At 44.3% G+C, this 13,018-nt stretch carries 16 protein-coding genes; all 16 read right to left on the minus strand.

Annotated elements, in window-relative coordinates; all coding sequences use genetic code 11:
* Positions 1-67: 67 nt before the first annotated feature.
* Positions 68-823 carry a LamB/YcsF family protein gene (locus GRQ40_RS10335; protein ID WP_044746457.1) on the minus strand — a complete coding sequence of 252 codons (756 nt, stop codon included), beginning with the start codon at positions 821-823 and terminating at the stop codon, positions 68-70.
* Positions 798-1,790: a 5-oxoprolinase subunit C family protein gene (locus GRQ40_RS10340; RefSeq protein ID WP_159719924.1), complete on the minus strand. Its 993-nt coding sequence runs from the start codon at positions 1,788-1,790 to the stop codon at positions 798-800. The genes GRQ40_RS10335 and GRQ40_RS10340 overlap by 26 nt, the downstream gene beginning before the upstream one ends.
* Entirely contained in the window at positions 1,771-2,472 is a 702-nt protein-coding gene (gene pxpB / locus GRQ40_RS10345; RefSeq protein ID WP_066148671.1) for a 5-oxoprolinase subunit PxpB, read from the minus strand. The genes GRQ40_RS10340 and pxpB overlap by 20 nt, the downstream gene beginning before the upstream one ends.
* Positions 2,472-4,004, minus strand: coding sequence for an NAD(P)H-hydrate dehydratase (locus tag GRQ40_RS10350; protein WP_159719925.1), 1,533 nt, complete (start codon positions 4,002-4,004; stop codon positions 2,472-2,474). The genes pxpB and GRQ40_RS10350 overlap by 1 nt, the downstream gene beginning before the upstream one ends.
* Positions 4,005-4,338: 334 nt before the next feature.
* Positions 4,339-5,400, minus strand: coding sequence for a C40 family peptidase (locus tag GRQ40_RS10355; RefSeq protein WP_159719926.1), 1,062 nt, complete (start codon positions 5,398-5,400; stop codon positions 4,339-4,341).
* A gap of 157 nt (positions 5,401-5,557) precedes the next feature.
* Complete coding sequence (locus GRQ40_RS10360) at positions 5,558-5,770, minus strand: hypothetical protein (protein ID WP_066148663.1); 213 nt, start codon at positions 5,768-5,770, stop codon at positions 5,558-5,560.
* A 21-nt stretch (positions 5,771-5,791) separates the two neighbouring features.
* Positions 5,792-6,037: a hypothetical protein gene (locus GRQ40_RS10365; RefSeq protein WP_159719927.1), complete on the minus strand. Its 246-nt coding sequence runs from the start codon at positions 6,035-6,037 to the stop codon at positions 5,792-5,794.
* 37 nt (positions 6,038-6,074) lie between these two features.
* Positions 6,075-6,197: a hypothetical protein gene (locus GRQ40_RS18770; protein ID WP_255458133.1), complete on the minus strand. Its 123-nt coding sequence runs from the start codon at positions 6,195-6,197 to the stop codon at positions 6,075-6,077.
* A gap of 24 nt (positions 6,198-6,221) precedes the next feature.
* On the minus strand, positions 6,222-6,611 hold the full coding sequence (locus GRQ40_RS10370; protein ID WP_159719928.1) for a thiol-disulfide oxidoreductase DCC family protein: 390 nt from the start codon (positions 6,609-6,611) through the stop codon (positions 6,222-6,224).
* Between the two features lie 60 nt (positions 6,612-6,671).
* Positions 6,672-7,250: a hypothetical protein gene (locus tag GRQ40_RS10375; protein ID WP_159719929.1), complete on the minus strand. Its 579-nt coding sequence runs from the start codon at positions 7,248-7,250 to the stop codon at positions 6,672-6,674.
* A 17-nt stretch (positions 7,251-7,267) separates the two neighbouring features.
* Positions 7,268-7,795, minus strand: a complete 528-nt coding sequence (locus GRQ40_RS10380) for a YdbC family protein (protein ID WP_159719930.1) — start codon at positions 7,793-7,795, stop codon at positions 7,268-7,270.
* Entirely contained in the window at positions 7,776-8,327 is a 552-nt protein-coding gene (locus tag GRQ40_RS10385) for a GrpB family protein (protein WP_080862732.1), read from the minus strand. Before GRQ40_RS10385 ends, GRQ40_RS10380 begins: the two co-directional genes overlap by 20 nt.
* Before the next feature lie 20 nt (positions 8,328-8,347).
* Positions 8,348-8,743, minus strand: coding sequence for a hypothetical protein (locus tag GRQ40_RS10390; protein ID WP_231734626.1), 396 nt, complete (start codon positions 8,741-8,743; stop codon positions 8,348-8,350).
* Positions 8,744-8,964: 221 nt separating this feature from the next.
* Complete coding sequence (locus tag GRQ40_RS10395) at positions 8,965-9,903, minus strand: alpha/beta hydrolase (RefSeq protein WP_159719931.1); 939 nt, start codon at positions 9,901-9,903, stop codon at positions 8,965-8,967.
* 596 nt (positions 9,904-10,499) lie between these two features.
* Complete coding sequence (locus tag GRQ40_RS10400) at positions 10,500-11,366, minus strand: aminoglycoside 6-adenylyltransferase (protein ID WP_159719932.1); 867 nt, start codon at positions 11,364-11,366, stop codon at positions 10,500-10,502.
* Positions 11,367-12,336: 970 nt separating this feature from the next.
* Entirely contained in the window at positions 12,337-12,492 is a 156-nt protein-coding gene (locus tag GRQ40_RS10405; RefSeq protein WP_080862730.1) for a DUF1540 domain-containing protein, read from the minus strand.
* Positions 12,493-13,018 lie beyond the last annotated feature (526 nt).

A 13,018-nucleotide genomic window follows, 5' to 3' on the forward strand; every position in this document is an offset into this window, starting at 1 on the left:
TCCGGACGAACGGACAGACAGAAAAATACATTTACCGTGAATGACGCCGGAATATATCACGTTTTCGTTATCCAATCGCTTGGATTTCAATCATTGCACCATGCAACGCTTGAACTAACCGCTTCGCAAACGAAACGGCTTGACTCCCGTCACCGTGAACACACACCGTTTCTGCCACAATTTCCACATCAGTACCTGCAAGCGAACGAACACAGCGTTCGCGCACCATTTTCACCACTTGACGCACCGCATCCTCTTCGTTCGTAATCAAGGCCCGTGGATGACTTCTTGGAGTGAGTGAGCCATCTTCTTGATAGGTCCGGTCGGCAAACACTTCATTTGCCGTTCTCAAACCAAACCGTTTGCCGGCACGAATCAGTTCGCTTCCGCTAAGCCCATATAAAACGAGCGACGAATCCACATCCCGCACCGCTTGAGCGATCGCTTCCGCCAATTCTGCATCTTTCGCCGCCATATTATACAAGGCGCCGTGCGGCTTGACATGAGAAAGCCGGCCTCCTTCCGCCTTGACAAATGCCGACAGCGCTCCAATTTGATAAACAACGTAGGCATACGCCTCCTCAAAAGTGACATGCATATGGCGGCGTCCAAAGCCAAGCAAATCAGGAAAACCAGGATGTGCACCGATCGCCACTCCCTTTTCAAGCGCCATCTGCACGGTTTTCCTCATGACAACCGGATCGCCGGCATGAAATCCGCATGCTATATTAACGGATGTGACATAGTGCAATATTTCGTTTTCGCCAAGCTCATATATACCAAAGCCTTCACCAAAATCACAATTTAAATCGATTTGCGCCATTTATCTCCCTCCATTTTTGGCGGATGATCGCTCTTGAGTACATCATCTCACGCTCGCGCTGGATGTATAATCGCTGCGCTTCCTGCCAAGATGATGGTTGAAAGCGAATGCGATCGCCAGGGCGCGCTTGTGCTAAAATTGGCAAATCGACAGCTAATACTTGAGCGATACGCGGGTAGCCGCCGGTTGTTTGCCGATCCGCCATTAACACAATTGGATCGCCGGACGTGGGCACTTGTACGGTTCCAAACGTCACCGCTTCTGAAACGATCTCTTGGTCCACACTTCTCTGCAACTTTTGACCTCGCAGCCGGTAGCCCATCCGATCAGACTGTGTCGTGACTTCATATACTTCGGTAAAAAAATGTTCAATGCTTTCTTTTGTAAACGTGTGGAAGTCTGGTCCTTCTACGGCACGAATCACTTTTTCTTGACTGTTGATATATTGACGTATAGAAAAAGCGATTCCCCATGAAGGCGGCCATTCTGGCAAACAAGGAGCTGGCCGCAGCGAAAGCTCATCATCTTTTTGCAAAGGGCGGCCATAAAAGCCGCCAATAGCGGCTTTCGTGTAGGTTGAACGGCTATTCATCAGCGGCGGAACATGCAATCCTCCAGAAACAGCGACATATCCCCGATAGCCTATCCGACAGGCGCCAATGGCAAGTATATCGCCCGGTTGTACCATAAACGGCTGCCACAGCGGTACGGACTGATCGTTCAGTTTGCCAGAAAATTCGCCGCCGCAAATAGCGACAACCGTTCCTATTTCAAAACGCAGGGTCGGACCCAGCATGGTTATTTCTAACACGGCTTCATTTGCTTCGTTTCCGACTAAAAAATTAGCAAGGCGGCTCGCAAAATCATCCATAACGCCGCTGACCGGCACACCGTCTTTTTGAACCCCCCATCTCCCCAAATCTTGTACAGTTGTGAAAAAGCCTCCATCAAGAACAAAAATCCCCATTATTTTTCCACATCCTATATTCTTTCTCCGTCATCGGATGAAACTGCACAACATCTCCAGCTTGCAACAAGCTAGGAGGCTGCCGCTCTGCACAGAATAAAGACAGTGGAGTTTTCCCGATAATTTGCCATCCCCCCGGTGTAGCAAGCGGATATACTCCCGTCTGGCGGTCGGCAATACCGACAGATCCCTCTGGGACAAGCAAGCGTGGAACAGCGCGGCGCGGGGTGGCAAGCTGCGATGGCAGCCCTCCCAAATACGCAAATCCTGGAGCAAACCCAATCATATATACTTTATATGTTCCTGCCGAATGAAGACGAATCACCTCTTCCTCCGTTATGCCATGATACTGCGCTACTTCTGGCAAATCAGGTCCGAACTCTCCCCCATAACAAACCGGGATTACCACCGTGCGTCCTGCTAAAGCTGAAGCCGCTCTCTCCATTCCTTCCACTTTCTCGCTGATGTCTCGGCTTGCTTGTTCATATGTCCCAAGCACAAGCGGGTTGTAATAGACCGTAACCGATGAAAAGGCAGGGACGATATCTATGATCCCTTCCATCGCTTCACAACGGAGCAAACGAGTTAGTTTTTGAACGCGCTCATGTGCTTCGTCGCTGATCTCATTCGAAAAGCGAATCGTCAATGCATTCTCGCTTAATGGAAACATCGTATATCTCATCATTTTTTCCCTTTACATAACGAAGATAGGACGTTTGGAATGGCGCTGATTACATCGGTCGCCAGCACATCGAATGGCGAATGCTTCGTTTTCACTAAAAAATCAGCTGCTTTTCCATGCACCCAAACCGCATTGCTGATCGCCGCTTCAAGCGAACGATGCTGCATCAAAAACGCAAGAATCATTCCTGTAAGCGCATCGCCGCTTCCCCCTTTGGCCAGAGCCGGATTCCCCGTCGTATTGATATACTGCTTTCCATCAGGGGTAGCGACAATCGTATAAGGCCCTTTTAAGACGACGTAGATCCCATAGTCAATGGCCATTTGTCTGCTTACTTGAAAGCGGTCATTTTCCACCTCGCGAATCGATAGGCCAAGCATGCGCGCCATTTCTCCTGGATGTGGGGTCACGATCGTGGGGCTTGTTCGTTTTTTCAAAAAACGAGCGTAGTCGCTCCAAAAAAATAAGGCATCGGCATCAAGAACAACCGGCACTTCTTGGGCAAGAGCCGCTTGAACGATCGGTTTCGTTCCTTCCAGCCTTCCCATCCCCGGCCCTATAGCGATGGCATCCATATCCAAATGGATCAAATCGATCTCTCCAGCAAAGCCGCCATTTTTCGCTGAACAAGGATGATACATCGCTTCAAGCACGCCGCTAGCCACCACAGGATAAATCGTTTCAGGAATGGCCAGCGTCAAAAGTCCCGCCCCGCTCCGTAAAGCCGCCTTTGCTGCCATCATAACGGCGCCGGTCATCCTTTGAGAGCCTCCAATAATCAATCCCTTACCATGCACTCCTTTATGTGAGGCGCGCTTTCTTTCTGGGAGCGTGCGGATGACGTCCTCTTTCATCCATACTTTACGGAAAGCCGCATGGTGCTCCGATGAACGCGGAGGGATCCCGATATCAACCACTACTAATTCACCGTAATAATCAGCGATTGGAAATGTATAAGCGCTCAGTTTTGGATATTGTATCGTAATCGTCATATCTGCATAAACAGCCGCTCCTATCTCTCCACCGTCAGCCGGAACACCGCTTGGAACATCAATAGCATATACAACTGCGTCATGATGATGGTTCATCGCATCGATGATTTCTTTATAAGGCGATTGGACTGGCCCTTTCACACCGATTCCGAGCAGCGCATCAATCAAAACGTGATAGCTCAGCATTTGCTGAAAAAATAACGGCTCATTTCCGATAAAGCTTTTCACCTCATAACCGCAATTTTCATAGATTTCAAGCGCTTTTTTGGCTGCTCCTTTTATTCTTTCTTTTGGGGGAATAAGCCATAAATCAACGGTATAGCCCCAGCTTTTCAACACTCTTGCCATAATAAAGCCATCCCCTCCGTTATTGCCCGCACCTGCTAACACAGCAATACGCTGAAACGGAGAAATGCGCTCAAGCAGTACTCTAGCAGCGGCTTGTCCGGCATTTTCCATCAATGCTTCTTCACTGATTCCTATATGCTCGATCGTATAGCGGTCAATGGCATACATTTCAGCTGCTGTTACCACACGCATGATCGTTCGTCCTCCTTCTCCAACGATTCACTATGAAATTCCTCTTCCCCATACGTTGTGAAAATCTCCTCAATAAACATGTTAAATGATTCTCCGTTTAACCGAAAAACCCTTTTGTAAAGCAGACGGGTTTTTCGGTTTGAAATTAAAAAAGCTTCAAGGGCCAACCCTTGAAGCTTCTTCTTTTTATATGAGGTTCTGAGCTGAGATTCTGATACTAGTAAATGCATTTCAAAGCGTTTGACTTTTCTCTTTTATCACTTTTCCATTCATTAATTAGGAGGAAACTTGAAGATGAAACAAAGCCGTTTCAACTAATAAATGTTTAAATAGATTAGTTGAGAACGCGTACAGCCTTTACAAAACGCTCTTGCCAATAGGCCATATTGATTGATACATACGTGACACCTTTTGAAGTGGTGGCATTGAGCATTTGCCCGCCGCCTGCATAAATGCCGACATGGTTGATCGTTCCATTGAAGTCTGTATCAAAGAACAACAGATCTCCTTTTTGAAGCTGGCTGATCGAGATCGGAGTCCCTACTTGCGCCTGCGCCGATGAACTGCGTGGCAGAGCAATTCCTGCTTCACTAAATACTCTCATGGTAAAAGAAGAGCAATCAAACGCATCGGTGCGGGATGGACTAGCACCATATAAATATTTGGCTCCTAAATACTTTTCGCCGATTTGAATAATTTTATCAGCTAAAGAGAGAGTCGTTGGTTTTGTGTTGTTTTGCACCGGATCAGCAGAAACTTTTTCGTCTGAATAAGAGACCTTTTGCGGCTGTTCATTTTTCGCTGTGCTGGAAGACACTGCTTGGTTTTGTTCGGCAACACTGACTGGCTGTCCTGCCACCTTAATGGACTGGCCAGCTCGAATCAGATTAGGATTAGCAATCTGCGGATTTAACGCAAGCAACGAGCGAATGGTAGTTTGAAACTTTGCCGCAATGCCAGAAAGTGTGTCTCCTTCCTTTACAATATAATAGCCATTCGCAGAGGACGGCACAGTAGATTGGGTAGATGATGATACCTGTTTTACTAAATAAACAATTTGACCCTCCTTAATAAAATTCGGATCAGAAATTCCTGGATTCATTTGCAATAATGAATCTACCGTTATATGAAATTGATTAGCAATCTCGCTCAATGTATCGCCTTTTTTCACTACATATGTATCTTCTTTCTCACTCACTTTTAATGTTTGGCCAGGAAAAATAAGATCAGAAGTTAAACCGTTCATTTGCATTAATGTTTCAACCGTCGTATGATACTGGTTCGATATGTTCCAAAGCGTATCGCCTTTTTGAACTGTGTAACTGCTAGCAAAAGCTGTTTGTCCTGCTAATAAAGACATGATCAGTGTCCCTGTAAAAATCGCCGTTTTTTTCATGTTGCTCCTCCCGATGTATTGATAGTCTCCGTTTCTACGAACATGGATCATTATATTAAAAGAAAATGGCGAATCAATGACAAAAAGAATAAAAAGCAGTTACAAATCTATTACGATTCCATTACAAGCCTTTTGTCTTTGATTCTCCCTAATTCTATCAATCGCCTATCTCCTTTGCCGGAATATCGCCGAAAACTCTATTTTCATACGGCGATCGCTGGAACACTTGATGCAAAACAAACAGAAAAATGTCGACCCTCCGTTCGAGAAAAGTAATGGATGGACTGGCGATTTCGATCGTGATCGTTTCTATAATAAAACGAAACTTCGGGAAGCGCCGGCCGTCATTCGCTCGTGAATCACGCTCCAATTTTTCATGAAATGCTAGCCGTCAGAATGCTCCACCTTCATTCGTTTCTTCATGAAAAATGAGCCGCTCCCAAAAACAATCAAATGCACCAACCAATTTTTTGACTTCGGGAAGATGATAAAATGTTGCTGTTGTTTCCGAATGATAGATGTCTTCATCAGTTGAATACATATAAACGCGCTTGCCTGATGCAAGCGCAATGCCTAATTCAACATGGCTCCCCTTCCTGGCCGGAAGCGACATAATAAAAAAATCGGCCGCCATCACCTCTCGCACCTCTTTTTGCCCTATTTGTTAAAGCTGTTCAATGGCTGTCGGACGCTCGTTTTTTGTCATATGTCTGTGTAAAACCGTTTACGATCAATCTCCGGGCGCAGAGGCGAACCACTTCTTTATTAGCGAAGCTTGAGGCAATATAAAATTTCATTGATTCCTCCTTATCCATGTATCCTTATGGCAAAAATCGCCTTCGCACGTCCTCTGTTGGAATCAAACACTGATCGGTCGTCCCAAACCATTGATAACGGTTTTTGGCGATCCAATCATAGAGAAGATCGCGAAGCGGACGTGGAATAAGAACGAATACATATAGACACTTCCACCATCCGCGCAAATGCTTGCATATCTTTAACGCCGCGCTTGACTTCGTATAATAAGTGTTTCCGTCAATCAATATCAAGCTATCAATCTGGCTAGGCACTCGATCGTCTTCCAATAGCGCTTGTCCCGCTTCGCTCTGCAATGAGTCAAACCGAAAATAAGCGTGCGGGTCTCTTTCAATAATCAATCGAACGCTTGCATGGCAAAAGCTGCAAGCGCCATCAAACAGAATGATTTTCATTTCATCCCCTCTCCAATGCTTGATGCACCAGCATATAGATTCCCCTAAAAGGCAGCATTTTCATCGATCTTCTGTTGAGGCACGATCCAGATTAAACAATTTAACAAACAAAACAAAGACAAAAAGAAAAAAAATGACTCCGCCCCATACCATCCTACCGGAATGGTAACGCCAAGAGGTTTTTATATAGCGTTCCGCCATATGCAAGAACGGTTCAGGAATCGGTTCGCTGCGCTTTTCCGCATATGATAAATGCTGAACCGTCCATCCCCCTAAAGCAGGCTCCCATCCTCTTTTCCCTTGCTTCAGCCATACTTCAACCACATCACCAACCGCGACACTTAATGGAACGCTCCCCAGTTCATCCTGTATCCACGAGGGCCTATAAACATAATATACGATCACTTCGGAAAAGGATTGCTCTTGGGGAGCTTTGATCAGCTGCTTGACTGACAGTGCCATGCGGCGAATTTGTGACGGATGATCGGCCTCGTTTGTTTGATCTTGATATAACCGATCCGAGATGACGACGCCGATCAGGTGTACCGGAGCTTTTTCCTTCGCTTTCGTTATTTCACTAGGTGCAGGAGAAGCACAAATGCGCGCCGGAAAAAGCAGCAGGCACAACCCAAAAACCAAAAGCCCTCTTCTTCACTTCATGTTTCTTCCCCCTCCATAAAACGAAACGTAGTCCATGACTCTTCAATTGCCACGGTCGTCCCATCACTATCCGTCAGCGGCATAGCAGGGACGATAAGCAAGCGACGATGATCATGCAGATGTTGAAACCAAATAAATTCTTCTGCACTACACGAACCGGACAATGGTTCGCAGCGCTCCCATACATGCAGCACATTGCTTTTACGCAGCATTTCCATAATAGAGAAAGTATCGTCATTGGGTGATGCTTTCATATATAAGTCAACCGCAAGACGATGATAGGTGCCACGCTGGTTGTTTTTCGCCATGATTTCATCGTGATCCCGCTTCATAAATGCCTCGTAGGCGGAATGATTTTCCCAGAACGAAAAAATATAGGCCTCGTTCGCATCGTTTACATTCCAACCACCTATTTGCTGGAGAAAGCCGGAAATCGCCTTTAATTCCTGCCATTGCTCTTGTGCGAACGAAAACCTCCGCTTTTGCTCCGGAAAGACACCGCATTTAATCCATTTCAGCAGCACTCGATTTCCCCTTTCTTCGCTTGCGATACCATGCTAGCGCTTCTTGTTCCGCTTTTTTGATAAACGGATCCTTTCCTTCTATGTACGATCCAATATCCAAAGGGAATTGTTGCGCTAGCATTTGTTTCAGCTTGCTATATTCCTTAGCTTGATCGGAGTGAGCGACCATATATTCTTTAAACGCCAAATGCCGCTCGATATGTTCGCTCCCCTTTTGAAACACATGAACGTGATGCGTCCGCTCTTCTCCTCCTTTGCGAAAAAATCTCCGCTTCGCAATCCCGTGTTCCCCCAATGCTTCATAACCAAGCTCAGCCATTTGCTTATTAAAACGATCGACTTCGTCAAGATTGTGGACCTCGACCATGATATCAATGATGGGCTTGGCGCGCATTCCAGGGACCGAGGTGCTTCCGATATGGTAGATTTCAACGCACCCGTTTTGAAAGACGTCTTTCATTTTGTCTGCTTCACAACGAAACTGCTCCGCCCATTGTTCGGAAAATGGAACGACTTCGACTTTTCGCGCCATCCATCATCACCTTTTTTCTTTTAGACATTTCGGCTCCTCATGACCTTTATGCCAAATCGCAGACAATCCCGACAAATCAACGCAAAGGGCCCCTGTACGAGCGGCTCTTTGTGCTGAAGGCAGAAGGAGCATCGTTGTTTTATTTCTCGCGCAAATACATGCTGGCTTTTTTCTTCGCTTAGCGCTTTTATATTTTCATACACGCAGTTTAAAAATGTTTCATCAATATACTCCAATCCCCTCTTTAGCTTCATCGCCATCAGCTTGCAAGCAACAGCCATTCCTTCATAAAATCTTCGATTCTCTATATCTTTGCTGTTGCCGGCCTGATTTCCTATCTCTGTCGCAAACTCTTCCAATTCCTCGATCATTCCTTCAACATCCTGACTAGTAAACCATTTTCTTCGATTGCTCACAAACATCCCCTCCTCATACAAATGGCTACGTAGATGTTAATACTACATAAAGGTAAATTATTCCTTTAAAAAAGATACTGATCCAAGAATTTTTGCCAAATAAAAACGACCAGTTTTCGAATATTTACAATGGAGGGCTGTCGACATGCCAGGACATCGAAAAATGCTTGAGATCGCTTTGCAACTAGAATCCCGTTCCATAAATCCTTCGTTCAACGTCATCATTCTGCCTTTTGTACTTTTTCTAAGAACTGAAGCACCTTTTGAATATAATCGTCTTTGTACATCGCAAAGCTTTTCACATGCTTGGCCTTTTCAGTGAGCCAAATTTCAAAAACATCGCGATGTTTATTATACATGCTTACACTTTCCTTGTATGGAATCGACGGATCATCTTTACTGTGGATAAATAAGACGGGACGCGGTGCTATCTGATCCACTGCTTTTATAGGGATTGATTCCGCCGGATTTAAATCTGTCAACATAGGAATAAGCGTTATAATTAAGTAAGTAAATGGGACGTTGGGCAAATGGGTCCATACAGGCATATAAGTGCGCAAATAGCCTTCTAAATCACTAAATGGACTGTCAGCAATCACCGCTTTTACATCTTTATCCATTCCCGCAGCTAAAATGGAGGTGGCAGCTCCCATCGACACACCATAAAGCGCGACCGGCTCAGAATAATGATGTTTTGCATAATCAATCACACCAAGCAAGTCGTATTTTTCCTTTGCGCCAATCGTAGTCATATCGCCTTCTGATTCACCGCTTGCTCGAAAATCAAACATCATAACGCGGTATCCTTCCGCCGCTAGCGATTGAGCCAACGGCAAAAAAGGAACATTGGGCTCGTAGCGGTTGCCGCCGTAGCCATGCGAAAAAATAATCGTCATCCGAGCCTGTTTGGTCGGTTCTATAATCCATCCTTTCAACTTAAGCCCGTCGTCTTTGCTGATAAAGGTAGCATCTTGATAGGCAAGTCCATAATCTTTTGGTGTTTCTAAAATCGGTTTTCGTTCTTTATGCGTTAAATTCCATCCAACATAGACGGAAATCGCCACACATGCGACGATCGCAACAAGCAATACACTAGCGAGCGAGATCGCAATTCTCTTTTTTGTCCTTGCCTTTCTCTCAAGCTGCATTGGCAAATTCATCGTTGTCACCTCTTTATCTATATTTCGAAACGAAAGAGAGGGAAGCAAAGCAGCATCTGTCTCTTTTATCGCGAAACCGGTTGATGAAACCTTTGATATTTGCACGGAAGCTCCTATTCGTTCAATAATAAACTGAATATTCAGACTTATTGACAGACAATAAGAAACGTGCTCTGCACTATGAATTGTCCATATTCGCAGTCAAGAACACTTGGCTGCTTAATGCAAGCGGCTCGCATCGTCATGACCCGCTCTTCTTGCCTTATCCTCTTTTTCCCATTATATCGAAATCTCCTGTTTCCATAAAGAAAATTTTCAAGCCGCTCTTTTTTTATAAAAACACAACCGTTGCCTCCATTCAGCCAATATTCCAAAAGAATGTCTGGTGACCAGTGTTCGTGGTCCATTATTTTACTAAAAAGCAACGAATGCTATGGACAAATATAAGCTTATACACATGAAAAGACGTTCATAACAGCTTCCGCCTCTTAACAGAGCAGGGGAATAGGCTCAGAAATGGAATGTCCAGTAAAAACCACGGCCAGAAGGTCAGTCTTTAGACCTGGCCCCCGACCGTGGAAAAACAGTCCAACAGGTTAACATCTATCTAACCGCCTTACTTGTAACAAATACTCTCTGATCTTTTCTTCCACTTTGCTAGGATATGTATAGCCTAATGACTGGCCAACTTTCGCGCTTAACTTTGTAAACAAATCGGCCATGCCAAAAAGAGCCGTCCAGTTATCCTCTATGTTGCTTCCGACAAAGGTCGACTCAAGCTCGATCCACGTTTCTTCATCTAGATATCTTTTAAACCATCGGCCATGCTTGTTCGGATTCACCTTCCAATCATACTGAACACCTATATACCATTCCACCATTTTCTGCAAATAATGAAATCGGATCACAAAATCAAGCATAAACTTAGCAAAGTATAATTCATCGCGCCATAGTCCTTTAGCAACATAAGTCGTATCCCACCAAAAATCATTGATAAGCTCCAGATACTCTTCTTCTGTCGGCTTTTGTGTCAAAAATGCTGAATAAGTTGGAGTTTTTAGCTTCTGAGTCAACTGATCTTTATCAAGTAAAATTTGATAACCGTTATCATATTCCGGAGGAAGCTGCGGTTTCTGAACAAGCGCTATTAGCGATTTCACAGTAAATAGTTGAAAATCAATTTTTGTCCCATCCTCGTAGAGAACAAGGCGGGTGATCCTGTTTTGATTTACCGACGGTTTTAACGGAACGCAAGTAATCATGTCACCAAAACTTTTTAACCATTGGTCACTATCTAGAAAAGGAGTTAAATTTTTAACATATAATTCAACATCATAATCACTAAAGATATCTTTTTTAACATAAGGATTGGACCTCGAGCTTGTTAATATCATCGCTCGAACCTCGCTGTTAGCCTCTCCCCAATGAAGCAATCGGCTCAATAGCTCCTGTTCTTTTTTCATTTACCCCAATCCCATCCTAATTTCTTATTTTCTTTTCTACAATCCCGTCTTGCCCATTGGACAAAGATGACCAATTACGTCGGGATAAATGCCATTGTAACTGCCTTATCATTTTTCTAACACGTCCCCAATGTTTAAGAGAAAAAATAGCAGGTTAAGCTCATCTCCCTAACGACCACATTCATTAGCCATGACGATTTAACCAGCATAAATATTCCCCAAACCATCGCCGCTAAATTCCCTTATCAAATGAATCCTCCACTATAGCAAAGCTCGTGCACTTTTTCGCCGTTGTGAAAAATATTCTCTTTCCGAGTAAATGGTTCCCACCCACTCGTTTAGGTAAACATATCGGCCAATTTCAATATATTGGCCGATATGGGTCATTGCTCTCGACAAATCAGAGCGTTTGACGCAAAAAAGCATAAATCAAAGCAATTTTAGCTCGCACGGCATATCAGAAATAAGCACTCCTCCCAACCGCACCATTGATCAAAGCAACTGCTCATCCTGTCCTACGACTTCTTGTCCGGCAAGCTAAGCAAAACTGAAATAAAGATCCGCGGTATAGAAAGCTGCCTTTGCGATATTCGAGCTGCTTTGCTCCATTCAATAGCGAAGGCACGGCTGTCGCATTTCCTTCAGCGGCATACGTCTATTTCTTCGCTTCAATAAAAAAATTCAACAAATCGGAATTCGGTCATTTATGATTTCCCCTGTTGAGCTATATTATTGTGTCCGACTCTATCCATCATTTTCTGTTATTCATCAGCGGATCAAAGTTTTTTATCAATGAATATGTAGCAGCAAAACATATGCCGAGTACAAAAAATCCCACTTCCTTGAAAGCACAGATAGCGAGTAAAAATCTCCAATAAATGATAAAAGAAACGCTTGATAATGATTATCATTCATGTTAGAATAAATGCGGGAGGAAGGAATGACAGACTTCCTTACCTCCCTGTCTCCATTACTTAGCTTCGAATGTTTTGCAATCTGTTTCTGCAGAGCTTTGTGCTTTTTCATGGGAACTATGAGAAATGATGTAGATTTTGTCAGCTTGGCATTGATTGCCGTCACCCCAATGGCGGCAAGTGTTCACTTCACAGAGCACGTCTTTGGCCATGTCTGATCACCTCCTTTTTGGAATAGCATGGCAAAACTTAGAGGTTGATTCTAGATTGATTTGTTGCTTGTCCCCCTTTTGGAGTAAGGGGCTTTTTTTGTGTCTCACTTCTACTATATAATAGATTCTATGTAACTGCAAGCTATTGAAAGAATCCCACCGCAGTCCATTCCTATTCATGCTTTTCAAATTGCTCCATAATCTCTGATTTTCCGGAAAGTCGGATCGAAGCAGGATCTCGGCGAATGATCTCAGCCAATCCATCTGCATCAAACGCGGCTGGAGCATACAGAATATCATAAAAACGCCATAAAACGGCCCGAAGCGCACCTTGTTCGTCAAAGTCTCCCTATAATTCTTGGAAATCCTGCTAATAACCAAAAGCCACGATATCATCAATGATAAAAAGATTGATAGAAGCTTCTTGCGCTAAAAAGAAAAACAGCGGAATGATCTCTTTTGGTCAATCTCCGAATCATATGCCCCCTGTCTCCATCGATCGATGTCGATAAAATTAGCAAAAAAG

Source organism: Anoxybacillus sp. PDR2, from assembly GCF_009834045.1.
GTDB lineage: Bacteria > Bacillota > Bacilli > Bacillales > Anoxybacillaceae > Anoxybacteroides > Anoxybacteroides rupiense.

Bases quoted from the DNA above. Each gene is read 5' to 3' on its own strand.
- GRQ40_RS10335 (WP_044746457.1), bottom strand. From the start codon at position 823: ATGGCGCAAATCGATTTAAATTGTGATTTTGGTGAAGGCTTTGGTATA.
- GRQ40_RS10340 (WP_159719924.1), bottom strand. From the start codon at position 1,790: ATGGGGATTTTTGTTCTTGATGGAGGCTTTTTCACAACTGTACAAGAT.
- pxpB (WP_066148671.1), bottom strand. From the start codon at position 2,472: ATGAGATATACGATGTTTCCATTAAGCGAGAATGCATTGACGATTCGC.
- GRQ40_RS10350 (WP_159719925.1), bottom strand. From the start codon at position 4,004: ATGCGTGTGGTAACAGCAGCTGAAATGTATGCCATTGACCGCTATACG.
- GRQ40_RS10355 (WP_159719926.1), bottom strand. From the start codon at position 5,400: ATGAAAAAAACGGCGATTTTTACAGGGACACTGATCATGTCTTTATTA.
- GRQ40_RS18770 (WP_255458133.1), bottom strand. From the start codon at position 6,197: ATGAAATTTTATATTGCCTCAAGCTTCGCTAATAAAGAAGTGGTTCGC.
- GRQ40_RS10370 (WP_159719928.1), bottom strand. From the start codon at position 6,611: ATGAAAATCATTCTGTTTGATGGCGCTTGCAGCTTTTGCCATGCAAGC.
- GRQ40_RS10385 (WP_080862732.1), bottom strand. From the start codon at position 8,327: ATGGCGCGAAAAGTCGAAGTCGTTCCATTTTCCGAACAATGGGCGGAG.
- GRQ40_RS10395 (WP_159719931.1), bottom strand. From the start codon at position 9,903: ATGAATTTGCCAATGCAGCTTGAGAGAAAGGCAAGGACAAAAAAGAGA.
- GRQ40_RS10400 (WP_159719932.1), bottom strand. From the start codon at position 11,366: ATGAAAAAAGAACAGGAGCTATTGAGCCGATTGCTTCATTGGGGAGAG.
- GRQ40_RS10405 (WP_080862730.1), bottom strand. From the start codon at position 12,492: ATGGCCAAAGACGTGCTCTGTGAAGTGAACACTTGCCGCCATTGGGGT.